Source organism: Phyllobacterium myrsinacearum, from assembly GCF_014138285.1.
Taxonomy (GTDB): Bacteria; Pseudomonadota; Alphaproteobacteria; order Rhizobiales; family Rhizobiaceae; genus Phyllobacterium; species Phyllobacterium myrsinacearum_A.
In genome coordinates this window covers 103,018-129,849 of record NZ_JACGXN010000001.1, presented here as the reverse complement: position 1 = coordinate 129,849, position 26,832 = coordinate 103,018, and the positions used below count along the sequence as shown (strand labels likewise).

The window sequence follows — 26,832 nt, the reverse complement described above, 5'->3', positions numbered from 1 at the left end:
AAAATAGGAAAATAAGGGCGCCAGATCGTGCGTCGAACTGCGTGCGTATCCATCATCTGAAATTAGTTGACGGGTAGCTTGCGGACCACTCCTTGCCCCGGAGGGAGTGGCTCATGAATGCGTGCAAACGAAATACCTCTATCTGGCCAGCATTTTAACCTTGAGCTTTCGGGCGATGTGACGGGACTTCAGTTTTTTTATGAGTCTGTCTTCGAGCTTGACGCTGCGGGTGATGAGTTCATCCCAATTCGTCGTCGCAACAGTTTTAACCGGTTTGGCGTTCTTGGTCTTCTTGTTTGCTTTTGGATTTTCTGGGCGATGTGTCGCCATTTCGATCTCGTGATTTGAATGGCCCGGATTACGATAGTCTTCCAAAAAGTACAGAGTGAGCACTCAGGTGACCCCTTTCCAAATATCACCTGCCAACGCGTTCGCAGGTTCATTGTCAGCAAATTGGAGGAGGGGGGCAAACACAAGACGATAACCGCCAGAAAAAGCCGAACAGCGACATCTCATGGAACTTTTGTCATAATTCCACTGGGCGGTAACCCGTTGCAGAACGATGACCGGCGTGGAATGCCACAAAACCACATAAAATCTGATAGATAAGCCGTTTCATGACAGCGCGAGAGTGAAGCTTTTGCTGATCGCATTCCCTGTGGTTCGTGGTTCGACAAGCTCGCCATGAGGAAGAGTGGAGCTGCAAGGCTAATCGCCGCCATTGCGGAACACGATAATCATCCGCGCTTCAGAACTTGACTCCCTGCGATCCACCACTCTTCCTCATGGTGAGCTTGTCGAACCACGCACAAAGGTTCCTGCGACAGCCCCATAAACCGATGCAATGGCTGCGCTGTTGCAATTGTCGGGTAAATAATTTCTACTTATCAGGGAAATATTGGGAGTTTGTTCTACGAACTTGCTGCCGCCGGTTGCTAGCATGCGAAATGAATAACGAAACCAGTAGGATGCTCAAAATCCTACGTCAGCTCGCAGGGTAAATCATGATTTTCAGAAATGTAGCCTCCATGGGGCTGGGGGTAATATTGGCATTGGCTGCTGCAACGCCGGGCTTTGCCCAGGTTGTCAAGATTGGCAGCAAGAACTTTACCGAACAATTCGTGGTGGCAGAGATTTATGCGCAGGCTCTGGAAAAGGCTGGCGTGCAGGTTGAGCGGCGAACCAATCTTGGCGCGACATTGATCGCCCATTCGGCGCTGGTGAATGGCGAAATCGATCTTTATCCCGAGTATACGGGTACTGCCTTGGCAGCGGTGGTGAAGGGCGACCTCTCCGGATCGGCCGAAAAAATCTATGCGGAAGTCAAGGATTACTACGAGAAGAACCTGCAGCTGACCCTGCTCCAGCCAACCAACATCAACAATGGCTATGCTATCATCACGCTTCCGGAAACCGCGGAAAAATACAAGCTCAAGACGCTGACGGATCTTGGCCCTGTCTCCAAGGATCTGAGCTTCGGTGCTGAGGGCGGGTTTGGCGAGCGCAAGGACGGCTTGCCGGGTCTCAAGCAGACCTACGGAATCGTTTTCAAGGATTTCCGTATTTTTGCCAAGCTCGGCATCCGTTACAGTGCGTTGACCAGCAAGAACATCGATGTTTCCTATGGTTTTGCCACCGATTGGCAGATCGCGGACAACAAGCTTGTTGTTCTCGCCGACGACAAGAACCTGTTTCCGCCCTATTACCTCGTGCCCGTCGTGCGGCAGGACACCTTGGCCAAAAACCCCAAGATAGCTGAAGTCCTGAACAAGATCAGCCCACTCCTGAACAATGAGAACATGCGGGAACTGAATGCCGCGGTCGAGCGTGACAAGAAGGAACCCAAGGAAGTAGCGGAAGCCTTCCTGAAGGAAAAAGGCATCTGAGATTTTTCTGACGGGGTTAACTGCCCCGTGGCGGATTATCTGCCACGTACATACCCGGGAAACAGCGGAGATAAAATTGTCTCCGCTGTTTCAATTCTGACCGATATGGAATGATGCAATTGAACTGGGCTCCCAAAAACATACCGGAAATTCTGGCCGCAACCTGGCAGCACCTCGTGTTGTCGGTTTCATCCGTTCTGATCGGGCTGGTCATCGCGCTGGTGCTCGGAATTATTTGTGCTCGGCGTCCCCGGTTCTATGCGGTTGTCCTGACGATCACCGGCATCATCTTCGTCATTCCCAGCCTTGCGCTGTTCGCGCTGCTGATCCCATGGCTTGGCCTTGGCACCAAACCGGCGCTGGTCGGCCTGTCCTCCTATTGCCTGCTTATTCTTCTGCGCAATGTGGTGACCGGGCTGCGCGGCGTTCCTGCCGATGTGCTCGATGCGGCCGATGGTATGGGGTACAGTGGCTGGCAGCGGCTGGTGCGTATCGAACTGCCTTTGGCCCTGCCGCTCATCGTTTCCGGTATCCGCATCGCGCTGGTAACGGTCATCGGCATTGCCACCGTTGCGGCCTTCATCGACGGCGGCGGGCTGGGAACCATCATCCTCATGGGCATCGACCAGAGCTATACGGAGAAAATCCTCGTCGGCGGTATATTGACGGCGCTGATGGCGACGTTCTTTGACCTTGTTCTGAGCCAGGCTGAAAAAGCCCTGGTTCGCTGGCGTTGAGGGGCGACCATGCTGATCACCGCCTTCAACTGGATCGTCAACAACCAGCCTGAATTCCTGCGGGCGCTCGGCCAGCATCTGGTCATGTCCGGCGTCTCGCTGGCGTTTGCACTGGCCATTGGCTTGCCGCTTGCCGTTCTCATCATCAATCGCGGCGGGCTGGCCTTTACGGTCATCAATTCCATCAATGCGCTGCGCACGATCCCCAGCCTTGCCATTCTCGCCATCATGATGCCGCTGCTCGGTATCGGCCTGTGGCCGTCCATTGTCGCGCTGACGGTGCTCGCGTTGCCGCCCATCCTGCTCAATGCGTTTATCGGCCTGCGCGATGTGGACCCCGACGCGGTGGAAGCCGCGATCGGCATGGGCATGAGCCGGGGACAGGTGCTGCGCAAGATTCGTATTCCGCTGGCTGCACCGGCCATGTTCGCCGGTGCACGCACTGCCGCCGTGCAGGTGCTCGCCGGTGCAACGCTTGCTCCCTTCATCGGTGGCGGCGGCCTTGGCGATTTCATCGCTGTCGGCATCAGCATGATGGATATGTCGCGCCTTCTGGTTGGTGCAGTTCCCATCGCCATTCTGGCGCTTGCCACGGAGTTCACGCTCGGGCTCGTTGAAAAAGTATTCTTCGCAGAAAGAACATCCGCATGATCAATATGGAACACGTCACCAAGCGCTATGGGGAAGGCAGCGTTGCTTCGGTGGACGATCTCAGCCTGATCGTTCCCGAGGGTTCGACAGTTGCGCTGATCGGGCCATCGGGCTGCGGCAAGACCACGACGATGCGGATGATCAATCGGCTGATCGATCCGACCGAAGGCAAGATTATTGTCAATGGCGAAGACGTTACCAAGGTTGATCCGGTGATCCTGCGTCGCCATATCGGTTATGTGATCCAGCAGGTAGGCCTGTTTCCCCACATGACCATCGCCCAGAATATCGCCGCCGTTCCCAAGCTGCTTGGCTGGGATGAGGCGCGCATCAGGAGCCGGACCGACGAGCTTCTGCATCTCGTTGGTCTTGATCCGGCCGAAATGCTCAAGCGCTATCCCCGGCAGCTGTCCGGTGGCCAGCGGCAGCGTATCGGCGTGGCGCGGGCACTTGCGGCCGACCCGCCCGTGCTGCTGATGGATGAGCCGTTCGGCGCCATTGATCCGATTGCCCGAACCCGGTTGCAGGACGAGTTCCGCCAGATATTGCAGCGTGTGCGCAAGACGGTCGTGCTCGTGACCCATGATCTCGACGAAGCCATCCGTCTGGGTGACCGTATCGCCATCATGAAGAGCGGCAGGATTGTCCAGTATGACACGCCCGACGCGATTCTTTCTCACCCCGCTGACGCATTTGTCGAAAACTTCGTCGGCATAGACCGGGCGATCAAGCGCCTGAGCCTGTTTACTGTCAGCAATGCCATGACGACGGACAAGCCGCGGGACGGGGCACATCCCGTCGCTGCCACCAGCAACCTGCGCGATGCGCTGGCGCTGATGGTCGCTGCGAACAGCGATGTCCTTGCTGTGGTGGATACGGCCGGAGCTGTTACCGGCCGGTTGACCCGCGACGCGATTTTTTCGGTTTGATCGCACCATATTTGATCAGGCCAGCCGATAGAAACTCACCTTTGGAGAGTGATTATGTCCATCGCCTATCGTTCCCGGGAAGTGCCCGCCGTCCTGATTGAACCGACCTATCGCCGTATCCGCCTGAAGCTTGGCGAAGAGGTGATCGCCGACAGTACGCAGGCCATCGTCATCTACGAAAATGGCGGTCACCCCGTCTATTACCTGCCAAAATCTGACTTCTCCGATGGTGTACTTGAACCATCGGAAAAGACTGGGGCGTCCCCGGTGCTCGGGTCGCGGCGCTACTGGTCGCTCAAAGGCGCTGAAGACAGTGCCTGGAGTTACGAACATGTACCGCAGGGCGTGCCTGAACTCACGGATTACGTGACTGTCGCGTGGAGCGCCGTGCGCTGGTTCGAGGAAGACGAGGAAATCTTTGGCCACCCGCGCAATGTTCACTGGCGGGTCGACACGATCGACAGCAAGCGCCGTGTCGAGGTCTTTGTCGATGGCAAGCTGGTGGCGCGCACAAACCGCGCGGTTTTCCTGTTCGAGACCAGCCTGATCCCGCGCTATTACTTTCCCGTGGAGGATCTGATCGCCGGAACGCTGGTGGACAGTCCGCTTCACACATACTGCCCCTACAAGGGCAGGGCGTCCTACTACCATTTCGATCTTGATGGAAAACGCCACGAGAACATCGTCTGGTATTATCCGGAGCCCCTCTATGAAAGCGGGCGGATCAAGGGATTGATCTCGTTCTACAACGAGAAGATTGACGAGATTCGTGTCAGCGCCGGAGATGCGGAATAATGCATATCGGCCTGTCGTTGACGCCGTTCGGACATCATCCCTCCGCGTGGCGCAGAAAGAGCGGCGAACGGGCCGCTCTCGATTTCGGCCGCATGGCCGCGCAGGTGAAGAAGGCCGAAGCGGGGGCGCTGGATTTTGTCCTGCTGCCGGACCAGTTTGGTCAACGGCCGCATGATGATCTTTCGCCGCTCGCCGTTCCCTTCGAACCAACCATGCTGGTATCGGCGCTTGCAACGGCAACCAGCAGGATCGGATTGATTGCCGCCGCTGCAATGCATCAGCATGAACCCTATAATCTCGGCCGGCGTTTCGCGTCCCTCGATCTGATCGGCGAGGGCCGTACCGGGTGGAATGTCATTGGCTCCGATGATCCAGATCGCGATCAGGAATATCTTGACGTCGTATCGGGGCTTTGGGACAGTTTCGAGGCTGATGCCTTCACCTATGACAAGGCGCGGGGCCGGTTCTTCGACCCCGACAAAATGCATGTTCTCAACCATAAGGGTACGCATTTCACCGTTCGCGGCCCGCTCAATGTCAATCCTTCGCCGCAGGGCAGACCGGTCATCAGCCATGTCCTGACTCCGGACACGCTCGACATTGCCGCACTGGCGGATGTGGTTTTCCTGCCGGGCGCAACGCCGGATGCTCTGAAAGCGCTTGCCGCCAGTCTGGTTGAACGCCTTGCAACACGTGGACGGCGGCGCGAGGATGTCAGGTTTTTTGCAAACATTATTCCCTCTTTTGGCACATCACAGTCCGACGTGCCGCATGGTTTCGCGGTGATTGGCACGGCTTCCAACATTGCAGACCAGATGCAGGAGCAGGCAGCTGCGGCCGGTCTCGATGGATTTGTTGTCCTGTCGCCCATCGAGCCCGAGGGCGTTATCAGCTTCGTTGATGAGGTCATTCCGGAACTTCGGCGGCGCGGCGTGTTCCGCCGTGCCTATGACACCACGACCCTGCACGGACACCTCGGCCTTGCGCGTCCGGTTCGTCTGGAGCGCGCATCATGAGTGCGGATCAGATGAAGCTCGGTGCCTTTCTCATGGCGGGCGGCCATCATATCGCCGCCTGGCGCCATCCCGATGCCCATGCCAATGCCGGGGCGGATATCAGCCATTTCATTCAACTGGCGCAGATGGCCGAACGAGCCAAGTTCGACATGGTGTTCATCGAAGACGCCGCTGCCATTCGCGAACGCAATCCGGAGATTGCCAGTCAGGCGGCGCGCTCGACCAGTTTTGAACCGCTCAGCCTTCTGGCGGCACTGGCGGTCAATACCTCCCATATCGGTCTCGTCGCCACGGCTTCCACCACCTATAACGAGCCCTATGGTCTGGCGCGGACATTCGCCGCGCTTGATCAGCTCAGCGGCGGCCGGGCAGGATGGAATCTGGTAACGTCAGCCAGTGATCTCGAAGCGGAGAATTTCGTCTCGAGCGGCTTGCGACCGCATGGCCAGCGTTATGAACGGGCAGAGGAGTTCGCCCAAGCCGCAACCACAGTCTGGGACAGCGTGGATGAGGGCGCCTATGTCCTCGATGCGGAGCAGGGCGTCTATGCCGATCCGGCAAAACTTCACCCGGTCGATCATCGGGGTACGCATTTCACTGTTACGGGCGTGCTGGACAGCCAGAGGTCGCCACAGGGCAGGCCGCTGATGGTGCAGGCCGGCGCCTCCGATGTCGGCAAGGACCTTGCCGCCCGCACCGCCGATGTGGTCTTTTCCGCCGCCCAGACCATGGGAGAGGCGCAGGCCTTCTATGCGGACGTGAAGGCCCGGCTTGCGAAATTCGGACGGCAGGCGGATGACCTGAAGATCATGCCGGGTGTGTCACCCATCGTGGGCGAAACGGAAAGCGAAGCACGGGCAAAATATGATGCGTTGCAGGAACTGATCCCGGATCAGGTCGGTGTGGCGCTGCTTGCGAGCTATCTCAGCCTCAAGGATCTGTCGAACCATCCGCTCGATGGGCCTCTGCCGGATATGCCGCAAACTGATGGCATTCAGAGCAGGCAGCAGCTCATCATCGATCTCGGTCGCCGGGAAAACCTGTCCATCCGGCAGTTGGCACGGCATTTTGCCGGCGCGCGCGGCCATTGGCAGCTGATCGGCACGCCGGTCCAGATTGCCGATGCGCTGGAAGAGCGGTTTCGCGGCAAGGCGGCCGACGGGTTCAATGTCATGCCGCCGCTCTTTCCCAGTGGGCTCGACGATTTTGCCAGATTTGTCGTGCCGGAATTGCAGCGCCGTGGCCTTTTCCGTCAGGAGTATGAAGGTCGTACCCTGCGGGAAAATCTGGGTGTCAGAACACCGGCCCGTTCGTCATGAGCAGAGAGAACAGCATGAAACCGATCTATATCGACTATCTGAATGCCCTCGACATCGAGGCGCTTGCCCTAACCGATGCGGAAATTCTGGCCGCAATCGAGACTTCGCTCGCCGCGCAGGGCAACGGCCAGACTGTCATCGAGCCGCGTGTGCATCTGGAGCCCGATGAATCGTTTCATGGCCACTTCAATGTGCTGCGTGGCTACGTGGCGCCGCTCAATCTGGCAGGCGTCAAGATCGTTGGTGACTTCGTTGACAATTACAAACTGAACTATCCCTCGGAATTCGGCGTGCTCAATCTGTTCGATCCGCGCACAGGCGCACCAAAGGCCATTCTGGATGCCACTGTCATCACGGATATGCGGACCGGCGCGATCACCGCTCTTGGTGCAAAGCATCTGGCGCGCAAGAATTCAAAGGTGCTCGGCCATATCGGCGCACGCGGCACGGCCTACTGGAATGTGCGACTGCTCGATCACCTCTATGATTTCGATGAAATCCGCGTGCATTCGCGCCGCCCGGAAAGCCGCGATGCCTTTGCGAAAAAACTCTCGGATGACCTTGGCAAGCCGATAACCATTACCGACAACTGGCAGGCCTGTGTCGAGGGTGCTGATATCGTGGTCGAGGCATCGCGCCTGCCTGAACCGCAGCCCATGCTGAAGACCGAATGGATCAAGCCCGGTGCCTTCGTGGTGCCCTATGGCACGATGAGCGCGGTTGAGCTGTCCCTCACCGATATCATGGACAAGTTGGTGGTTGATGACTGGGGGCAGTGCAAGGGCGGAAAATTCGGCTCGCTGCGTGCCCATGTCGAGGCAGGCAAGTTGTCCGAGCAGACGCTGCATGCGGAACTTGGCCAGATCGTTGCCGGGCACAGGACAGGACGTGAGAACGACGGCGAAACCATCCTGTTCTGGCACAGGGGCTTGTCGCTCAGTGATATCGCGCTTGGCTACGCCATGCTTGAGAAAGCCAAGGCGAACAATATTGGACAAAGGTTGCGGTTCGCATGAACGTGCTGGTTCTCACGGGATCGGGTGTCACCATCGCCGATATTGCCGCCATCGCGCGCAAGGATTTTACTGTCACGGCGACGCCCGATGTATCGGCCAGATTGACCAGTGCAAGAGCCGTGCTCGATGCGGCAGCGGCTTCCGGGCAGCAGATTTACGGTCTGAATACAGGCCTTGGAGCCAATCTGAAAACGGCGGTTGTCGATGAGGCGGGCCAGTTCCAGCAGCAACTGGTGCGCGGGCGTGGTGTCGGCGTCGGTACCTCGCTGCTGCGCGACGAGACCCGCGCTGTCATGGCGGCGCGTCTGTCCATGCTGGCGGTGGGGGGCTCCGGCATATCGCCTGAAGTTTTTGCCGATCTGCTTGCGCTCATCAATCATAAGGTGCATCCGCTTGTTCCATCCATCGGTTCGATCGGTGCGGGTGATCTTGTTCTGCTGTCTGCCATTGCCCAGACCCTGATCGGCGAAGGGCAGGCCGAATATGATGGTGCGGTGCTCACCTCCGCAGAAGCCCTGTCTCAGGCCGGTCTTCGACCCTCGCTGCTTGGTCCGAAGGATGGGTTGTCGCTTCTCAACGCTTCAGCCGTGTCAGCCGGTAAGGGCGCGCTTGCCCTAACCGATGCCACGGTTTTGCTCGAGTATCAGCGGCAGGCGGCTGCGCTCGGTTTTGAGGGGCTTGGCGGTAACCCGCTGATCCTCGCGCCAGCGATCCAGCAGGCGCGACCGGCTGCCGGACAAGCAGAGGAAGCGGGAAAGCTCCTCGACTATCTCGAAGGTTCGTCTCTCCACGAAGCGCGTGTGGCCATTCAGGACCCGCTCAGCCTGCGCTGTGTCGCATCGATCCACGGAGCGCTCGCGCATGCGCTGGCAACGACTGTGAAGGCTGTGGAGATCGAGCTCAATGCAGCGGCCGACAATCCGCTGGTGCTTGTCGACGAGAACAGAGTGCTTTCGACGGGTAATTTCCACACGCCATCCCTGGCACTGGCCTTTGAAACCCTTGGACTTGCCATCGCCCAGACAGCGCTTGCCAGTGCTGCCCGGTTCATTCAACTGACCGGATCGAGCCGCAATGGCCTGCCGCGTTACCTTTCATCCGCAGGTGGTGCATCCGCCGGTTTTGTCCCGTTGCAAAAGACGGTTGCGGCGCTTGTCGGTGCGATCCGCCACAAGGCGAACCCGGTGTTGCTGGATTTCCTGCCGGTTTCTGAAGGGGTTGAAGATCACGCCACCCAGACACTTCTGGCGGTTGCAAAATGTGCTGACATGCTCGATCTCTGGCGGCATCTCGTTGCCTGTGAAATGCTCGCGGCGGCGCAGGCCGTTGACTTGCGTGCAGGCCATCGTTGCGGCCGCGGCACGCAAGAGACCCATGATCTGGTTCGATCCGTTGCGGAGCCTCTCACGGAAGATCGCCCGCTCGGACATGACGTGTCCCGCCTCGTGGAGCGCCTGCACGATATCGGAAACTGATGGCGGTGAAACGGTTCACCGGCCGAACTTGCGGCCGAGAATGAGGACGATAGGCACGATAATCAGAAAAAGAGTGAGATAGCCCCATATGGATGTCATATAGGGCGCATAATCATCTTCCTTCTCTTTGTGGTCGTCGTCCTCCTCATCCATTGCTTTCTCCTGCATGGGCTTGGCCAGGCAGCGGTTAACGGATTTTGAGCCTGCAATCGGTGTGAGGGTCAATTCACGTGCGACCGGCGTGGCAGCTCCAGAACAATCAGCACGCTTATATTAACACTGACCCGCACAGTTCGGGAGAGCTTATATTTCAGTTGGCTGAATGGAGTAGTCCGGCACAGCCGGAAGTTGATGATCGGAACGAGGAGCGGCACCAGAACAATCCGGCGCCCGTGCGATCAGTCTGATTCGACTTCGACTTCGATGTAGTCTTCGTAGATGTCGACATGGATCAGTGGTGTGCCGTTGACAATGGCGCTCCTGGCTCCGGATGAGAATCTGCCGCGATTGAGCATGCTCTCAAGCCGTGCCCGGTTGTCCTTGTCGCTGAAGAAACTGTCAGCCCGGTCTTCCCGGTCGCGGTTGCCATACACGTAATAGTTCGCCCGGTCCTGACGGATGATCGCTGCTGCACTGTCCAGTCGCTGGCCATTGGAATTGAAATGGTCGCCGGAGCTGAGCCGCGCCGTATAGCTGTCGATGGGCTGGGCAACGCCGGCAGTTTGCATGGCAAGCAGGAATGCTGCCGAAAGATAGACCGATTTCATCATGAATTCCCCCGAACTTTGACCGAGATGTAAATCGTCTTCATGCCGGTGTCGAGTGTCCGGGGGAGATTTGCACCGGAGCATTTCTCCGCCACGTGGGCCGGGAAGTGCTCTATTGTATCAGGGGGTGGAAGCGCCGCAGAGAGAGGAAGCCAGCAATGATGAACAGGATGAGTACGATGCCCTGAGCAATGGCAAAAGGTGGCTCCGTTCCGGCCGGTGCGAGGGTGTGGAGTGCCGGTATCTTCAGGAACGATTGGACGACCAGAACAAAAACGTTGAGATAGAGCGAGACGAGAGCGCTGATCACATAAATCCATCGCCACGAACCGGAGAGGTGAAACGGATACCGCGCAGCGATGGCGATGATCAGAAAGATCATGGAAATGATCCCGACGCCGATGGCAGGCGTGAAACCGCCGTAGGGAAATCCAAATCCTGTCAGGCTGGTTGCGACGGTTGTGATGAGAAAGACCAGTGTCCAGCCGTCTTTCCTGTCGGAATTCAACAGGCCGGCGAGAACAATCAGTCCGGATACAATGCCGATAAGGCTGATGAGTACGTGGAAGAAGGTATAGTATGTCATGCCAAAGATCATGATAACGTCCCCCGTGTATTGTTGATCAGAACTGTTCCGGATCAAACTGGGGTGACGAAACAACGTTTACGAGACGTTGTAAATAATTCTGTTTATTGAATAAATATGAATATCAATATCAAGTATTGATGCGCCATAGGCGCTGGATGTATTCGAAAAATCAGACAAGGGAAAGGCTGCGCATTTCTGCGCAGCCACATTGAATTAGTTCGTTTTGGTAGCAGCAGTGGTCATCTTGGCACCAAGATTGGTGAAGATCGTGCTCAGGCTTGTGCCCAGCGTTGTTGCACCGGCAACGATGCCGACGGAGATGAGGGCAGCAATCAGACCGTATTCGATAGCTGTTGCGCCGGACTCATCCTTAAGAAAGCGTGTGAAAAGAGTTGTCATGTTGTGTATCCCTGTTGTGGCGTTGCGTTTGACGCGGTTTCGTTGAACCGTCGTGAACTTAGGCCTTCAACAATTGCGCCTGACTTAAAGAAACTGGTTAGCAAATAGTCACCGGATTTCTTGCTTAATTGCCGGTTACATTGTCTTGACGATTTTAATAAAAACAGAGGCTTTACCTGAAAATCTCGTTCCTGTTGTTGGGCGCTATTTAGAATTGCTGTTCCGGAAGCAAACAAACAGGTTCCTGCATGCTTCGCGGCACACGAGATCAGATGGGCCGAAACAAGAATGGCCCCGCGAGGGGCCATTTTATAACAGGACCGACGCTGCGGCCTTCAGCCTGCGCATTTCCTTCTGGCGATGGAACGATTCATGGAATCAACCTGTCCCTGCAATGCACCGGCCTTTTTCTGGTTGTCGGTGCGATAGTCCGGCAGGACTGGACCAAATCCTGTTATGACATCAGGATCCTGATAGCCCTTGCCACTGGTCAACTGATTGATTTGTGCCACCGCCGCATTTTTCTGCGAAACCAGAGCAGGGCACTCGGTTGTATCGTAGTGCAACGACGAAATCTTTTCGCGGTCGAGTTGCCCCTGTATGTTGCCGCAGCCGGCAAGCAATACCGCCAGAATAATCACCGGGAGGTGTTTTGTCGTCATGTGCCAATATCCTCGATCACGAACAGCGGGACATGAATGGGCCAATGAGGCGCTTTTGGCAAGATGGCAGCGAGAATCTGTTGTTGTCGAACTGTCGCAAGGCGCATTACCATCTCTGCGGTTGGGAAAGCGGGAGCGCGTTTTTCGCAGTCTGGATCGGTTTTGCTCATAATCAAATATTATCAATGATTTATAACGATTTTCATAATACATACATCAGCATTGATACTTAAAACTGTAGTGAAAACTCGATTTAATCAGAAATCTCTAGTTAATCGGTCTTGTATCGAAGTTTTATCTTGCTGATCGTGTCCACTCGCCTTTATGATTCTGTATCCGGGAGCCCCCGGGCAGTGCAACACAAGAGTGAGGAGACAGGAATGCCTGGTTTGCTGCACCCACTTCATGACGGCCACGCGCCCATCATATTGCATAGTGCCTTTCAGGACGCCATTGATGCTTTGGAGGACTGGGAGCTCGGGAATGATGAGCCTCAGATTGAGGTCAATGACAGGCAGGTTCTGATTAGCGCTGTGTTCCGGCGACTTTGGACCTGTACAGACATTCTTCCGGCCAGAACACTGGCTGTGGTGGAAGATTTGCTGCCATTGCGCTCAGCGGAATTCAGAGCTGGCACGTCAACCTATGCAGATGCCGCCCATAGTCTATGGGAACTCAGCCTGCAGAAACGCGCTGCATCCTATGAGATGCAGCATCACAACGCCTCCTGAAACAGCTGGAAGCTTTTGAACCACCCGTCGGGATGACCCGGCGGGTGATTTATTTCGTATCTGCGCTAGCGGCTAGCCGCCATGCTTGGCAAGCCAGGCTTTCATCTGTTTGATCTCGCCTTCCTGCGCGGCAATGATATCCGTCGCAAGTTTGCGGATGTCTTCATCCTTGCCGTATTTCAATTCCACCTTGGCCATATCGATCGCGCCCTGGTGATGAGCAATCATGCCGCGAACGAAATCCTTATCGGCGTCTCCGCTGAATTTGATGGTCATGTCCTTGTGCATCTTGGCATTCGCTTCGGCAAAAGCTTTGGATGAAGCGCCCTGATCGCCAGCGGGTTTCATCGCCATGGCATCGTGGTTCATCATCTTGTGCTCCTGCGCCATTGCGGGGGAGGCCAGAGCCAGAAGCCCGGCAATGACAACTGCAGAGAAATAGGTGATTTTCATTGGAATGATCTTTCCTTGGGTCAGGTGTACAGCACAGGTTATGACCTGTTCACCTGTGCTTTAAATGGAATAGGAAGCGATCAGTTCCGGTTTGGGAGGCGGCGACAAGGGCGCGCTGACCTGGGCCACGAGCGGCAATTCCGCGCCGCGCGGAACAATCATCCGCGTGGACGGCGTGGTTATCGTGCTCAGCGCTATGGCGGGAATGGCGATACAAGCGGAACAAAGTGCCGGGTGCGGCGCTTTTCCCATGCCGGCGCAATGTTTCTGAACGCCGGCACAGGGATGGCCATGCGCATGATAGGCCATCGCAGGTTCTGCCTTGCCATCGGAATACTGCGCTGACATTTCTTGCGTCAGCCGGGCGGGCGCCGCAAAGACGGGCACCCAGCCGACGGAAAAAGCCGTGAGGAATGTCAGAAGAATGGCAAGCCTGCTCATGCCGATGTCATAGCAAGAACAGGGGCAGATGCGAAATCACCTTCTGTTTATTGCACGGCTTTGGCGGCGCTGAGCGCCTTTTCGAGATCCGCAATGAGATCCTTGGTATCTTCGAGCCCGATCTGCAACCGGATGAGCGCGCCCGCATATTTCTTGCCGGTCAGGACGCGATCCGACAGGTTGACCTGCAGCGCAAGACTTGCATATCCGCCCCAGGAATAGCCGAGGCCAAAAATATCAAGGGCGTTGAGAAAAGCCCGGGCCTGCGGTGTGCCGCCGTCGATGACAATGGAGAACACACCCGCAGCGCCGGTGAAATCGCGCTTCCAAAGGGCATGGCCTGCGTGGCTTTCCAGCGCGGGGTGCAGGACCTCGAGCACGCCGGGCTGTTTCTCGATCCAGCGCGCCACTTCAAGCGCATTCTCGCCGTGGCGATCAAGACGCAGTTTCATCGTGCGCAGGCCGCGCAGAACGTCATAGGCGTCGTCACCGGCGACACACAGGCCGATGGCCGTATAGGCGTCATCCAGCCGTTTGAAGCATTTTTCATTGGCGGAAATCGTGCCCATGAGAATATCGGAATGGCCGGACGGATATTTCGTCGCTGCGTGAATCGAAATGTCGACGCCGAAATCCAGCGGTTTCAGATAAAGCGGCGTTGCCCATGTATTGTCCATCATGACGATCGCACCCGCCGCATGGGCTTTTTCGACAATGGCCGGAATGTCCTGAATTTCGAACGTGTTGGAACCGGGCGATTCGGTAAACACGACAGTCGTGTTGGGACGAATAAGCTTTTCGATGTCGGCACCGATAAGTGGATCGTAATATTCAACCTCGATGCCGAGCCGTTTGAGCATCGTGTTGCAGAAGTACCGCGTATTGCCATAGACACTGTCGACCATCAGCAGATGGTCGCCCGGTGACAGGAATGCCAGGAGGGGAATCGTGACTGCGGCAAGGCCGGATGGAACAAGCAGCGTTCCGAACGAACCCTCCAGTTCGTCAATGGCCTGGCAAAGCGCGTCGGTCGTGGGAGTTCCGTGAGTGGCATAGCCGTATTTTTGCTTGTGGCTCGCCATGGTTTCCGCATCAGGAAAAAGGACGGTCGACGCATGCACGATGGGCGGGTTGACGAAACCATGATAGTCACGGGGATCATAGCCTCCATGGGCCAGGCGGGTGTTGATCCCGAATTTTGCCATTTTGTCCAATTCTTTGCCCATGGATATTCTCCGCATTGCGATGCATGACAATTGTAAGTGCTGCGAGAAGTCGATAATGCCACGGCGTCCCCGTTGCAACAGGTGAACCTGCGCGATGCAACTGCCGGTCAAGGCAAATTGGAGAAACGATGACGGATGCCCCGAATCCACAGTCCCTGTCAGGCCTTGGGCGCGCGCGCCGGTCAATCGTCAATTTTCTTCGGCGGATGCGGGCTCCGGCCTATCCGAACAGTCCGGCAGCCTGGACCGGCGGCATGTCGATGGCAGCCGTTCTGATCTTTTTCTTCATTCTCCTGCTGCACCCTTTTGACGAGTTGCTTTCGCGCGACCTGTCATCTCACGATGGTCCGTTGAGTTCCATGCGGGTGCTGACGGATATCGGTCTGTCCCAATGGTACCTGATCCCGGCTTTCTTCATTGCCGTCTGTCTGATCGGTATTGACTGGCGCAACCTGCCCCATTCAAGACGTGTCCGTCTGGGGGTGATTTATGCGCAGGCGACATTCGCTTTCTGGTCCGTGGCCCTGTCAGGAATTCTGACGAACATTGCCAAATTCTGCATCGGCCGTGCCCGGCCAAAATTTATCGATACCCTTGGTGCCAATGGATTTTCACCATTTGATGCAGGTTATGATTTTGCAAGTTTTCCATCCGGTCATTCAACCACGATGGGTGCTGTCGGGGCGGTTCTCGCGCTATGGTTTCCGCGTTGGCGGGTGCCGATTATTCTTGCAACCCTGTTTATTGCTTTCACGCGCATAGTCGCCAGGGCCCATTATCCAACGGATGTGGTCGCAGGTTACAGCGTTGGCTTCCTCTTTACCCTCGCGCTTGCCCGATTCCTGGCGGGGCGCAGGGCAGCCTTTTTGTTCGACGGCAGTCGATTCTTCCCGGTTTTGCGTTTTCGCGATCAGTTTTGGCGCTGACTGGCATTTTTGAACAAGAAATAATCGAAAATTTCAACAAAGAGCACCACTTCAGCCCTTTCTGCTAAATTATTGAGCAAAGATTATCCCTTGACCAAACCTGCAGAATGCCCTTCGATACGAGGGTGAATGGGAGACATGTTGGAGCCTTGAAAGGGCACGGGGGGAACCCGCCAACGTGGAAAATTTCCTCTCTGGGAACACGGGCAACAATTAAAGGGTTTGGTAGTTATGAAAAATCTCGTTTTGAAGGGCGTACTGGGGGCATCTGCGCTGGTCCTGCTGGCTTCCGCAGCATCCGCCGGCACGCTTGATGACGTCAAGAAAAAAGGCTTCGTGCAATGCGGCGTCAACACCGGTCTTGCCGGGTTTGCCGCGCCGAACGACAAGGGCGAATGGTCCGGTTTCGACGTCGACTATTGCCGAGCCGTTGCCGCTGCCGTGTTTGGCGACGGAACCAAGGTAAAGTTCACACCGCTGTCCGCTAAGGATCGTCTTCCTGCCCTGCAATCGGGTGAAATTGACGTTCTGATTCGCAACACCACATGGACACTGAGCCGCGACACCCAGGGTTTCGATTTCCCGGGCGTCAACTATTATGACGGCCAGGGTTTCATGATCAACGCCAAGAAGCTGTCGGGTATCAATTCCGCATTGCAGCTTTCCGGCGCATCGGTTTGCGTTCAGGCCGGTACAACGACAGAACTCAATCTTGCCGACTACTTCAAGGCGAACAAGATGGACTACAATCCCGTCGTGTTCGAGAAGCTCGAAGAAGTCAACGCCGCCTACGATGCCGGCCGCTGCGATGTGTACACCACCGACCAGTCCGGCCTTTATGCAATCCGTCTGACACTTTCGGCACCGGACGATCACGTTGTTCTGCCCGAAATCATCTCTAAGGAGCCGCTTGGCCCGGTCGTCCGTCAGGGTGACAGCCAGTGGGCGGACGTTATCCGCTGGACACATTATGCCCTGCTGACTGCTGAAGAACTCGGCATAACCAAAGCCAATGTTGAAGAACTGACGAAGAGCGACAGCCCTGAAATCAAGCGTGTGCTCGGACAGGAAGCCAACACCAAGCTTGGAACGGACCTGGGCCTGACCAATGATTGGGTTGTGAACATCGTCAAGGCAGTTGGCAATTACGGCGAATTGTTCGAATCCAATGTTGGTGCCGGCAGCAAGCTCAAGATTGCGCGCGGCATCAATGCGCAGTGGAGCAAGGGCGGTCTGCAGTACGCAATGCCGATCCGCTGATTTTCCCAGTGATCAATCTGAAATCCGGGAAGGGGGCTCTGCCTCCTTTCCGGGAAAAGCAATTACAAAAACAATAAAAATAATAAAAATAAACTGTTAAAAGAAATGAGGGGTCAATGGCATCGCAGGATATTACGCCTGTCGATTCAGGCAGCGCCAAAGCATCACTTCTGAACGATCCGAGAATCCGCGGCTATATCTATCAGGTCGTCGTTCTGGTTGTGCTGGTGGGTTTGGTCTACTGGGTCGTCAACAACACTATTGCCAATCTGCAGCGCGCGCACCTGGCAACCGGTTTCGGATTTCTCGACGGGCGCTCGGGATTTGATATCAGTTCTCACCCGTTCACGCAGTATTCGAGCGACTCGACCTACATAAAGGCGCTTTATGTCGGTATTCTGAATACCATGCTGGTTGCCGTCGCGGGTATTATCACCGCGACCATCATCGGCTTTGTCATCGGCGTCGGGCGCCTGTCGCATAACTGGCTGATCCGCAAGCTCTGCACGGTTTATGTCGAGGTTTTCCGCAATATCCCACCACTGCTGGTTATCTTTTTCTGGTATTCCGGCGTTTTGGCGGTTCTGCCCCAGGCACGGCAAAGTATCGCCTTGCCGTTCAACACATTTCTGAACAATCGCGGTTTCTTCTTTCCGGTGCCGGTCTTCGGCGAAGGGGCCTGGTTGGCGGGAGCTGCTTTTATCATTGCGATCGTTGGCACATTTTTTATCCGCCGCTGGGCCTATAAACGGCAAATGGCAACCGGGCAGCGTTTCCCCATTCTGTGGACAAGTCTGGCGCTGATCATTGGTCTGCCGCTCCTTGCCTTTGCCCTCAAGGGTTTCCCTGTTACCCCCGACTGGCCGGTGCTGGGCGGCTTCAACATCAAGGGAGGCTCACTGGTCGGCCCCGAGTTCATGTCACTCTATCTCGCGCTGTCTTTCTATACGGCATCGTTCATTGCCGAGATCGTCCGTGCGGGTATTCGCGGTGTAGGCAAGGGACAGAGTGAAGCTTCCCATGCACTCGGCCTTCGCGCCGGCACGACCACACGGCTGGTCGTCGTCCCGCAGGCCATGCGCATCATCATCCCGCCACTGACCAGCCAGTATCTCAATCTGACGAAGAACTCGTCGCTGGCCGTTGCCGTGGGGTACCCCGATCTGTTTGCCGTGGGCGGAACCATCCTGAACCAGACGGGCCGTTCCATTGAAGTGGTGGCGATCTTCATTACCGTCTACCTCAGCCTGAGTGTTCTGACATCGCTCTTCATGAACTGGTTCAACGCCAAAATGGCATTGGTGGAGCGCTGATCATGGTGGATAGCAATCTTAGTTTCGTTCGCACGGAAATGCTTCAGGGAGAGACACCGCCGCTAGGCGAGCGGGGTATCGTCCGCTGGATTCGTCTCAACATGATGGCAACGCCCGTTGATGCCATCCTGACTATTCTTGCCATTTTCTTTTTGGCCTGGTTCATACCGCCTATGATCAACTGGCTGTTTGTTCAGGCTTCGTGGTCCGGTGCGGATCGCGCGGTCTGCTCGACAGTCGCACAGGGCGGGGTCATGCCCGATGGCTGGTCGGGTGCCTGCTGGGCCTATGTGAATGCCAATTTTGACCAGTTCATGTATGGCCGTTACCAGTTGGACCAGCATTGGCGCGTCAATCTGGTTGGCATTCTGTTCGTCGTGCTGCTGGTGCCGCTGCTGATACCGAAGGCGCCCTTCAAGACGGCCAATGCGATCGTGTTTTTCTTCATTTTCCCGATCGCTGCCTTCTTCCTGCTGGTTGGTGGCTGGTTTGGCCTTCCCTATATCGAAACGGCAACATGGGGCGGCTTGCTCGTCACATTGGTCCTTTCCTTCGTCGGTATCGCTATCTCCCTGCCGCTCGGTATCGTGCTGGCGTTGGGGCGGCGGTCGAAAATGCCCGTCATCAAGATGCTCTGTGTCATTTTCATTGAAATGGTGCGCGGTATTCCGCTGGTGACGGTGCTGTTCATGGCCAGCTACATGCTGCCATTGTTCCTGCCGCCGGGCGTGTCCTTCGACAAGTTTCTGCGTGCTTTGATCGGTGTGTCGCTCTTCGCTTCGGCCTACATGGCGGAGGTGGTGCGTGGCGGTCTGCAGGCGATCCCGAAGGGGCAGTACGAAGGTGCTGACTCGCTGGGATTGAGCTACTGGCAGAAAACCGGTCTTATCGTCCTGCCGCAGGCCCTGAAAATGGTAATCCCGGGGATCGTGAACACTTTCATTGGCCTGTTCAAGGACACATCGCTGGTTTCCATCATCAGCATGTTCGATCTGCTCGGAACGGTGCGCCAGCACTTCAACGATGCCAACTGGGCATCCCCGCAAACCCCCATTTCCGGCCTGATTTTTGCCGGTTTCGTCTTTTGGATTTTCTGTTTCGGCATGTCGCGCTATTCCATCTTCATGGAGCGCAGGCTGGACACAGGACATAAACGCTAAGGAGTATACGCATGACCACTCAAAACGTCGTCGATCCATCTGAAATTCATGTCGACCGCTCCTTGATGCACGTCTCCAAGACCGACGTCGCCGTCGAGATATCAAGCATGAACAAATGGTATGGCGATTTCCACGTGCTCAAGGACATCAACCTCAAGGTGATGCGCGGCGAGCGTATCGTCATTGCCGGTCCTTCGGGATCTGGCAAGTCGACCATGATTCGCTGCATCAACCGGCTCGAAGAGCACCAGAGCGGCAAGATCCTCGTCGACGGCATCGAACTGACCAATGATCTGAAGAAGATCGATGAAGTCCGGCGCGAAGTGGGCATGGTGTTCCAGCACTTCAACCTGTTTCCGCACCTGACCATTCTGGAAAATTGCACGCTCGCTCCGATCTGGGTGCGCAAGATGCCGAAGAAGAAGGCAGACGAGATTGCGATGCACTATCTCGAGCGCGTCAAGATCCCGGAGCAGGCCAACAAATATCCGGGTCAGCTTTCCGGCGGTCAGCAGCAGCGCGTGGCGATTGCGCGCTCACTCTGCATGAACCCGCGTATCATGCTGTTCGATGAACCGACTTCGGCGCTCGATCCGGAAATGATCAAGGAAGTGCTCGATACCATGGTGCAACTGGCCGAAGAAGGCATGACCATGGTGTGCGTCACCCACGAGATGGGCTTTGCCCGTCAGGTGGCAAACCGGGTTATTTTCATGGATCAGGGCCAGATCGTCGAGCAGAATGAACCGGCTGCATTCTTCGACAATCCGCAGCATGAGCGCACGAAACTGTTCCTCAGCCAGATTCTGCATTGAGACGTCTGCGCACCATTCTGAAATCCATTGCAGCGGCCCTCGTGGCCGCTGCTTTGTTATTTGCAGCCGGCATGTTGCTGCCGCGTCCGTTCTTTGCCGGGACAAGCGAGGCACCGCAGGCTTCGCGCACAGTTCTGCTGCTGTCGAACCCCATCCACACGGACCTGGCATTTCCAGCCGACCCCGATGTTCTTGCCCGACTGTCTTTCATTGGTAATGAAACGTTTCATCTCACCGATCCCCGCATTGCCTGGATCGTTGTTGGCTGGGGCGGCCGCAGCTTCTATCTGGAGACGCCGACCTGGGCGGAACTGAAATTCCTGCCTTTGATGCGCGGCCTGACTGTTGACCGCTCCACCCTGCATGTGGAGCCCATCGGCGCCATCGATATACGTCAGCCCGGTATTGAGAAGCTGTCCGTCAGTCCGGCAGCTTTCGACGCCATGCTTGAAGGCACGATCGCGTCTTTCCAGCGGGATGCCGGGGAGAAGGCGATGATGATCGAGGGTGCGGGATACGGGCTCAATGATCGCTTTTTCGAAGCGAACGGCTATTTCACCGCATTGGCTGGCTGCAATACCTGGACCAGTGCGATTCTGCGTCAAGGCGGATTGCGCACGGGCTTCTGGAATCCATTGCCGCAGAGCCTAGTCTGGTCATTGAAGCGCTATAACAATACGGATGGCGATCAGATATCGCCACCGGGCTTCTCCGCATCAAAGCCATAGAGCCAGTCAAACCCGGCCACGAACTTTTCTGCGGACCTGTTGCGTAGCAACAGGTTGCGGGCGAGGGCGACGGGCCCCTTGGCGTGATAGGCAAGCTGATTGAGCGCACCGCGGCGCACGACCGCTTCGATGCGTTTCGTCCGGTTCCTGGCGTAGGTTTCAAGTTCAGATGGCCAGTTTTCTTTTCGAGGCCCGAGCGTAACGGCGAGGGAACAGGCATCCTCGATCGCCATCGCGGCGCCCTGTGCCGCATAGGGCGTCATTGCGTGGGCCGCATCGCCGATCAGCACCAGCCGGTCATCCTGCAGGAATCGGCAGCGCTTCATCTCGAACAGGCGCCAGGGCGTCCATGGCCCGGCGGAGAGGACCAGATCGCGAATGCCCGGATGCCACCGGTGGAAATCCGTGGCAAAGCTCCGGCTGGGCGCTTCGGGATTAACCTCGACGTCCCAGCGTCGCGTATTTTTCCGGTCACGCGTCACGGCAACGAAATTCATGATTTCACCGGAGCGCACGGGGTAGGCGATAAGGTGCGCGTTGCTGCCGGTCCAGGCAACCACATTGGTCCCTTCAGGCAGAAGCGTCGTGAAGGACGTTGGCAACCGGGAAACCAAAACCGATGCGCGCCAGGCGATGGAGCCCGTATAGCGAGCCCGCTCGAGATCAGAGACTGCATTGCGCATGTTCGACCACACACCGTCCGCTCCGATCAGCAGCGCGCCGCGATGTTCCTCGATGCGATCATTGTACTGGACGCGCACCATCATGCCCTGTGCATCGCTCCTGTGATGGGTGACAGCGGATTCCAGCTGCATGGCGATATTGCTGCGGCTCTGCACTTCGTCGAGCAGGGCGCACTGCAAATCGGCGCGGTGACAGACGATATAGGGAGAATGCCAGCGTTCGGCGGCACCTGCACCCATGGGCAGGCGCAGCAGCTGATCGCCGCTGACCCCATCCTGCAGGCAAACGGCATCGGGCTGTACGGAGGAGGGCAGCAACCGGTCAAGCACGCCGAGGCGGCCCAGCAGGCGCGTTGCATTGGGTGAAAGCTGTATGCCGGCCCCGGCTTCGGCAAGAACGGTGCTCTTCTCGAAAATCTGGACGGCAAATCCTCTGCCGCTCAGGGCAAGCGCCAGCGTGAGACCGGCTATACCGGCGCCGGCAATGATGATCTGGTCAGGATTGGGAATTCGCCTGTTGCGAGCCGTCTTCAGATCGATGACGGGCGTTTGCAATCAGGCAGCCTTGTTGTCCACGTAGGTGCAGCCGGCAGGGATGGTCTCTTCAGCAGCAAGCGATGCATCAAAGCGATACAGCGTCGAGCAATAGGGGCAGACCTTTTCATTGTCGTCGCCAAGATCAAGGAAGACGTGCGGATGGTCGAAAGGCGGATTGGCACCGACACACATGAATTCCTTGACGCCAATGCTGATGGCGGCGTGGCCAGCGCTGTTCTGGAAGTGAGGAATACTGTGTCCGGCCATGTGTCGCTCCTGAGCTTTCGGTCCATACGCAATAGTGTTGCCTTCCTCATAGAGCAATTCTGCCATGATGAAAATCGCTTCTGTTTCCTGAAAGCGAGGCAATCTGACACAAGCACAGTCCATTTGGTCGCAAATGGTGCCGTACGCGGGCATGCCGCTGCTCATCGGCTTAAGAATTTCGTCGCAGAACCCTTCGTTTCAGGTGTAAGCTGTTCGACGTATTGATTTTTTATCGGCTGCAACGTGAATTTGCGGTGACTGCTATAAAACCTTCAAGAGACATCTCTATTGTGGCCTGTGATTCCGCGTTTGACGGGACTATTCTAATCGGAGAATGACAATGAACGATCAGTCACCCGCCATAACGAATGCAGTCGAAGCCATCGATCTGCCGGATCTGCATACCAGTGTCGATCGTTTCGTCAATCGCGAGTTTTCGTGGCTGCAGTTCAACCGCCGTGTGCTGGAAGAAGCGCACAATGTGCACCAGCCGCTGCTGGAGCGTTTGCGCTTCCTGTCAATCTCCGCTGCCAATCTCGACGAGTTCTTCATGGTGCGCATCGCCGGTCTTGCCGGGCAGGTGCGTGCAGGAGTTGCCAATCGCAGCCCGGATGGGCGTACGCCGCAGGAACAGCTGGAGTTCGTGCTTGATGAGGTCAGCAAACTTCAGGCCGCCCAGCAGCTTCGCCTGAACGAACTGCGGGTCGAGATGCTGGCCGAGAATATCGAGATCGTCCGTCCTGACAAGTTGACCAAGAGCGAGCGCCTCTGGCTTGAGGACCACTTCCTCGAAACCATTTATCCGGTTCTTACCCCGCTTTCCATCGACCCGGCGCACCCGTTTCCATTCATTCCCAATCTCGGTTTTACCATTGCGATGCTTCTGAGCCGCAGCATCGACAACCGGCCAATGACTGCGCTTTTGCGCCTGCCACAGGCGTTGAAACGTTTCATCCAGATTCCCGACGACGCCGGCCGTTTCCGCTTCCTTACCCTCGAGGATGCCATCAGTCTGTTCACGGGACGGCTGTTCCCCGGCTACGAGGTCAAGGGTGCCGGTACATTCCGCATCATTCGCGACAGCGATATTGAAGTGGAAGAAGAAGCCGAAGATCTGGTCCGTCTGTTTGAAAGCGCCCTGAAGCGCCGCCGCCGCGGTCAGGTGATCCGCATCGAGTTCGATGATGAAATGCCGGAAACGCTCCGTGCTTTTGTGGCAACCGAACTCGGCGTGCCGGACAACCGCATCAGCGTTCTCGAAGGACTTCTGGCGCTCAACACGATTTCTGAAATCGTCAGCATTCCGCGGGCTGATCTGAAGTTTGTGCCCTACAATCCGCGCTTCCCCGAGCGTGTGCGTGAGCATGGTGGTGACTGCTTTGCTGCGATCCGCGAAAAAGACATCGTGGTTCACCACCCCTATGAATCCTTTGACGTTGTCGTGCAGTTCCTGCGGCAAGCGGCGGCTGACCCGGAAGTGGTAGCCATCAAGCAGACGCTCTATCGCACATCCAATGACAGCCCGATCGTGCGTGCGCTGATCGATGCGGCCGATTCAGGCAAGTCCGTGACGGCGCTTGTCGAGCTCAAGGCACGCTTTGATGAAGAAGCCAATATCCGCTGGGCGCGCGACCTGGAGCGTGCCGGTGTTCAGGTTGTCTTCGGCTTTATCGAGCTGAAAACCCATGCGAAAATGTCGCTGGTCGTGCGCCGCGAGGAACAGAAGTTACGCAGTTACGTGCATCTTGGCACGGGCAATTACCATCCGATCACCGCCAAGATCTATACGGATCTGTCATTCTTCACCTGCGAACCATCTATCGGGCGTGACGTTGCCCAGATATTCAACTTCATCACCGGTTATACCCAGCCATCGGGCGAAATGGGCATTGCTGTATCGCCGACAACCCTGCGTCCGCGCATTCTCCAGCACATCCAGGAGGAAATCGAGCACGCCAAGGCAGGTCGCCCGGCCTCCATTTGGATGAAGATGAATTCGCTCGTCGATCCCCAGATCATCGATGCGCTCTACGACGCCAGCGGACATGGGGTGGATATTGACCTCATCGTGCGCGGCATTTGCTGCCTGCGTCCCCAGGTTCCGGGCCTTTCTGATACGATCCGCGCCAAGTCCATCGTCGGCCGCTTCCTTGAACACAGTCGTATTTTCTGCTTCGGCAATGGCGCGGGGCTGCCGTCGGAGAAGGCGCTCGTCTATATCGGTTCAGCCGATATGATGACCCGCAACCTCGACCGGCGCGTTGAAACGCTGGTACCGATCACCAATCCAACTGTGCATCAACAACTTCTTTCACAGATTATGCTGGCAAACCTTCTCGACAACCAGCAGAGTTACGAGTTACTAGCAGACGGTACATCGCGCCGGATCGTTGCGGCGGATGGAGAAGATGCTTTTAACGCGCAGGAATATTTCATGACAAATCCCAGCCTGTCTGGCCGCGGCAAGTCGCTGAAGTCTTCAGCACCACGCTTGATCGCTCACCGCAAGCGATCCAAAGCAGCGAAAAACAAGACTGCATGATATCCGCAGCGCAGGGGCGTGTGCAGGGGCGTCATCCGGCCGGTGTCATCGACATCGGCTCGAACTCTGTACGTCTGGTTGTTTATGAAGGCGTCACCCGCTCGCCCACTGTGCTTTTCAATGAAAAGATTCTGTGCGGTCTCGGCAAAGGTCTGGTGAAAACCGGCAGGCTGAATGAAAAGGCTGTGCAGAGCGCCTTGCGGGCATTGCGCCGGTTCCGTGCGCTGGCTGATCAGGCAGGCGCTCGCTCGCTCGATGTGCTGGCGACCGCGGCAGCGCGCGAAGCCGAGAACGGCCCGGATTTTATCGCACAGGCCGAAATCGTTCTGGGCGAGCCGATCAAGGTTCTGTCGGGTCGCGAAGAAGCCTATTACTCCGCGCTCGGGGTAATTTCCGGCTTCCATGATCCCGACGGTATCGCAGGTGATCTTGGTGGTGGCAGTCTCGAACTCGTGGACGTCAAGGGCCGCACCATCGGCGATGGCATTACCTTGCCGCTGGGCGGCCTGCGTTTGCAGGATATGTCGAACGGCGATCTTGCCGCTGCTTCGGATATCGCCAAGAAGACGCTCGAGTCGGCAAAACTGCTCGCCAAGGGCAAGGGCCGTGCTTTTTACGCCGTGGGCGGCACGTGGCGAAATCTTGCCAAGCTGCATATGAGCGCCGAACACTATCCCCTGCATGTCATGCATCATTACGAGATTCCGTTCGAAGAGGCGCAGCGCTTCCTCAAGCGCGTCGCTGACGGCAATCTCGACAATATGCGCGGTATCGAGGATGTCTCGAAAAACCGGCGTGCACTCCTGTCCTACGGTGCGATTGCCCTGCTGGAAACAATCCGCAAGATGCGACCGTCAAAGGTTGTCTTCTCGGCTCTGGGTGTGCGGGAAGGCTTTCTGTTCTCGCTGCTGCCTGAATCCGAGCAGCTCGAAGACCCGCTGATTGCTGCAGCCGACGAATTGGCTGTGCTGCGAGCCCGCTCGCCAGCCTATGCGCGTGAGCTGGCCGAATGGAGCGGGGATGCCTTTGCTGCGCTGGGTTATAACGAGACAGAAGACGAAAAGCGTTATCGTCGGGCGGCGTGTCTGATCGCCGATATCAGCTGGCGTGCTCATCCCGATTACCGCGGCTCGCAGGCATTGAATATGATCTCCAATGCGGCTTTCGTCGGTATTGATCACCCGGGCCGCGCCTATATCGCGCTTGCCAATTTCTTCCGGCACGAAGGCATTGCCAACAGCACAGCAGATCCGGATCTGGCCGCACTCGCCACTCCGCGTCTCCTCGAATATTCCCGGGTTCTGGCTGCAATCATGCGCATCGTCTATCCATTTTCGGCGTCCATGGCTGGGGTTGTTCCCAATCTTTCGTGGAAACAGGCAGCGGATGGCCTCTATCTTGAGGTGGCTGCCAAGAACGCCGATCTGATTGGCGATGTACCGGAAGGCCGCCTGCAGCAATTGGCAAAACTGACGGGCAAGACGCTGAAAATGGCAATCGGCAAATAGG

At 56.7% G+C, this 26,832-nt stretch carries 29 protein-coding genes; 18 read left to right on the top strand and 11 right to left on the bottom strand.

Going from position 1 to position 26,832, the window contains the following annotated elements; all coding sequences use genetic code 11:
* Positions 1-138 precede the first annotated feature (138 nt).
* On the bottom strand, positions 139-330 hold the full coding sequence (locus FHW16_RS00665; RefSeq protein ID WP_182547256.1) for a hypothetical protein: 192 nt from the start codon (positions 328-330) through the stop codon (positions 139-141).
* Between the two features lie 698 nt (positions 331-1,028).
* Here FHW16_RS00665 and FHW16_RS00660 point away from each other — a divergent pair.
* The 9 genes from FHW16_RS00660 (at position 1,029) to FHW16_RS00620 (ending at position 9,824) form a co-directional block, all read left to right on the top strand.
* Complete coding sequence (locus tag FHW16_RS00660) at positions 1,029-1,886, top strand: glycine betaine ABC transporter substrate-binding protein (RefSeq protein WP_432651999.1); 858 nt, start codon at positions 1,029-1,031, stop codon at positions 1,884-1,886.
* A 119-nt stretch (positions 1,887-2,005) separates the two neighbouring features.
* Positions 2,006-2,623, top strand: a complete 618-nt coding sequence (locus FHW16_RS00655; RefSeq protein WP_182547254.1) for an ABC transporter permease — start codon at positions 2,006-2,008, stop codon at positions 2,621-2,623.
* A gap of 9 nt (positions 2,624-2,632) precedes the next feature.
* Positions 2,633-3,274, top strand: coding sequence for an ABC transporter permease (locus FHW16_RS00650; protein WP_182547253.1), 642 nt, complete (start codon positions 2,633-2,635; stop codon positions 3,272-3,274).
* Positions 3,271-4,203 carry an ABC transporter ATP-binding protein gene (locus FHW16_RS00645; protein ID WP_182547252.1) on the top strand — a complete coding sequence of 311 codons (933 nt, stop codon included), beginning with the start codon at positions 3,271-3,273 and terminating at the stop codon, positions 4,201-4,203. The genes FHW16_RS00650 and FHW16_RS00645 overlap by 4 nt, the downstream gene beginning before the upstream one ends.
* A 54-nt stretch (positions 4,204-4,257) precedes the next feature.
* Positions 4,258-4,998, top strand: a complete 741-nt coding sequence (locus FHW16_RS00640) for a DUF427 domain-containing protein (RefSeq protein ID WP_182547251.1) — start codon at positions 4,258-4,260, stop codon at positions 4,996-4,998.
* Positions 4,998-6,014, top strand: a complete 1,017-nt coding sequence (locus FHW16_RS00635; RefSeq protein WP_182547250.1) for an LLM class flavin-dependent oxidoreductase — start codon at positions 4,998-5,000, stop codon at positions 6,012-6,014. The genes FHW16_RS00640 and FHW16_RS00635 overlap by 1 nt, the downstream gene beginning before the upstream one ends.
* Positions 6,011-7,333: an LLM class flavin-dependent oxidoreductase gene (locus FHW16_RS00630; protein WP_182547249.1), complete on the top strand. Its 1,323-nt coding sequence runs from the start codon at positions 6,011-6,013 to the stop codon at positions 7,331-7,333. The genes FHW16_RS00635 and FHW16_RS00630 overlap by 4 nt, the downstream gene beginning before the upstream one ends.
* Before the next feature lie 14 nt (positions 7,334-7,347).
* Positions 7,348-8,349, top strand: coding sequence for an ornithine cyclodeaminase family protein (locus tag FHW16_RS00625; RefSeq protein WP_182547248.1), 1,002 nt, complete (start codon positions 7,348-7,350; stop codon positions 8,347-8,349).
* Positions 8,346-9,824, top strand: coding sequence for an HAL/PAL/TAL family ammonia-lyase (locus FHW16_RS00620; protein WP_182547247.1), 1,479 nt, complete (start codon positions 8,346-8,348; stop codon positions 9,822-9,824). The genes FHW16_RS00625 and FHW16_RS00620 overlap by 4 nt, the downstream gene beginning before the upstream one ends.
* Positions 9,825-9,839: 15 nt before the next feature.
* Here FHW16_RS00620 and FHW16_RS00615 read toward each other — a convergent pair whose 3' ends face one another.
* The 5 genes from FHW16_RS00615 to FHW16_RS00595 form a co-directional block, all read right to left on the bottom strand.
* On the bottom strand, positions 9,840-9,977 hold the full coding sequence (locus tag FHW16_RS00615; RefSeq protein ID WP_182547246.1) for a hypothetical protein: 138 nt from the start codon (positions 9,975-9,977) through the stop codon (positions 9,840-9,842).
* 245 nt (positions 9,978-10,222) lie between these two features.
* Positions 10,223-10,594 (bottom strand): hypothetical protein, encoded by a 372-nt coding sequence (locus tag FHW16_RS00610; RefSeq protein ID WP_182547245.1) that lies wholly within the window; start codon positions 10,592-10,594, stop codon positions 10,223-10,225.
* Positions 10,595-10,703: 109 nt separating this feature from the next.
* Entirely contained in the window at positions 10,704-11,177 is a 474-nt protein-coding gene (locus FHW16_RS00605) for a hypothetical protein (RefSeq protein ID WP_246711593.1), read from the bottom strand.
* 216 nt (positions 11,178-11,393) lie between these two features.
* Entirely contained in the window at positions 11,394-11,579 is a 186-nt protein-coding gene (locus FHW16_RS00600) for a Flp family type IVb pilin (protein ID WP_182547243.1), read from the bottom strand.
* Between the two features lie 335 nt (positions 11,580-11,914).
* Positions 11,915-12,241: a hypothetical protein gene (locus FHW16_RS00595; protein ID WP_182547242.1), complete on the bottom strand. Its 327-nt coding sequence runs from the start codon at positions 12,239-12,241 to the stop codon at positions 11,915-11,917.
* A 380-nt stretch (positions 12,242-12,621) separates the two neighbouring features.
* On the opposite strand from FHW16_RS00595, the gene FHW16_RS00590 reads away from it, so the two are divergent.
* Positions 12,622-12,972, top strand: coding sequence for a hypothetical protein (locus FHW16_RS00590; protein ID WP_182547241.1), 351 nt, complete (start codon positions 12,622-12,624; stop codon positions 12,970-12,972).
* Between the two features lie 72 nt (positions 12,973-13,044).
* Here the strand turns inward: FHW16_RS00590 and copM are convergent, their stop codons facing one another.
* From copM to FHW16_RS00575, 3 genes are read right to left on the bottom strand one after another with little or no spacing between them, the layout of a single operon-like run.
* A complete protein-coding gene (gene copM / locus FHW16_RS00585) occupies positions 13,045-13,425 on the bottom strand; it encodes a CopM family metallochaperone (RefSeq protein ID WP_210277999.1) in 381 nt (126 codons plus the stop codon).
* A 60-nt stretch (positions 13,426-13,485) separates the two neighbouring features.
* Positions 13,486-13,866: a hypothetical protein gene (locus FHW16_RS00580; protein ID WP_182547240.1), complete on the bottom strand. Its 381-nt coding sequence runs from the start codon at positions 13,864-13,866 to the stop codon at positions 13,486-13,488.
* 47 nt (positions 13,867-13,913) lie between these two features.
* On the bottom strand, positions 13,914-15,092 hold the full coding sequence (locus FHW16_RS00575; RefSeq protein ID WP_182547239.1) for a cystathionine beta-lyase: 1,179 nt from the start codon (positions 15,090-15,092) through the stop codon (positions 13,914-13,916).
* Positions 15,093-15,220: 128 nt separating this feature from the next.
* Here FHW16_RS00575 and FHW16_RS00570 point away from each other — a divergent pair, with 128 nt between their 5' ends.
* From FHW16_RS00570 to FHW16_RS00545, 6 genes are all read left to right on the top strand, one after another.
* Positions 15,221-16,018, top strand: a complete 798-nt coding sequence (locus tag FHW16_RS00570) for a phosphatase PAP2 family protein (RefSeq protein WP_182547238.1) — start codon at positions 15,221-15,223, stop codon at positions 16,016-16,018.
* 231 nt (positions 16,019-16,249) lie between these two features.
* The gene (locus tag FHW16_RS00565; protein ID WP_182547237.1) at positions 16,250-17,278 is read left to right on the top strand and encodes an amino acid ABC transporter substrate-binding protein; all 1,029 of its coding nucleotides are present in this window, start codon (positions 16,250-16,252) and stop codon (positions 17,276-17,278) included.
* Positions 17,279-17,394: 116 nt separating this feature from the next.
* On the top strand, positions 17,395-18,591 hold the full coding sequence (locus FHW16_RS00560) for an amino acid ABC transporter permease (RefSeq protein ID WP_182547236.1): 1,197 nt from the start codon (positions 17,395-17,397) through the stop codon (positions 18,589-18,591).
* 2 nt (positions 18,592-18,593) lie between these two features.
* Positions 18,594-19,751 (top strand): amino acid ABC transporter permease, encoded by a 1,158-nt coding sequence (locus tag FHW16_RS00555; protein ID WP_182547235.1) that lies wholly within the window; start codon positions 18,594-18,596, stop codon positions 19,749-19,751.
* An 11-nt stretch (positions 19,752-19,762) separates the two neighbouring features.
* Entirely contained in the window at positions 19,763-20,566 is an 804-nt protein-coding gene (locus FHW16_RS00550; RefSeq protein WP_182547234.1) for an amino acid ABC transporter ATP-binding protein, read from the top strand.
* Positions 20,563-21,294, top strand: a complete 732-nt coding sequence (locus FHW16_RS00545; protein WP_246711592.1) for a TIGR02117 family protein — start codon at positions 20,563-20,565, stop codon at positions 21,292-21,294. The genes FHW16_RS00550 and FHW16_RS00545 overlap by 4 nt, the downstream gene beginning before the upstream one ends.
* On the opposite strand, the gene FHW16_RS00540 is transcribed toward FHW16_RS00545, so the two are convergent.
* Both FHW16_RS00540 and FHW16_RS00535 read right to left on the bottom strand, forming a co-directional pair.
* Positions 21,255-22,532 (bottom strand): FAD-dependent monooxygenase, encoded by a 1,278-nt coding sequence (locus FHW16_RS00540; RefSeq protein ID WP_182547233.1) that lies wholly within the window; start codon positions 22,530-22,532, stop codon positions 21,255-21,257. The genes FHW16_RS00545 and FHW16_RS00540 overlap by 40 nt on opposite strands.
* Positions 22,533-22,781: a zinc-finger domain-containing protein gene (locus tag FHW16_RS00535; protein WP_182547232.1), complete on the bottom strand. Its 249-nt coding sequence runs from the start codon at positions 22,779-22,781 to the stop codon at positions 22,533-22,535.
* 340 nt (positions 22,782-23,121) lie between these two features.
* Here FHW16_RS00535 and FHW16_RS00530 point away from each other — a divergent pair, with 340 nt between their 5' ends.
* Both FHW16_RS00530 and ppx read left to right on the top strand, forming a co-directional pair.
* Entirely contained in the window at positions 23,122-25,323 is a 2,202-nt protein-coding gene (locus tag FHW16_RS00530; RefSeq protein WP_432651982.1) for an RNA degradosome polyphosphate kinase, read from the top strand.
* Complete coding sequence (gene ppx / locus FHW16_RS00525; protein ID WP_182547230.1) at positions 25,320-26,831, top strand: exopolyphosphatase; 1,512 nt, start codon at positions 25,320-25,322, stop codon at positions 26,829-26,831. The genes FHW16_RS00530 and ppx overlap by 4 nt, the downstream gene beginning before the upstream one ends.
* Position 26,832 lies beyond the last annotated feature (1 nt).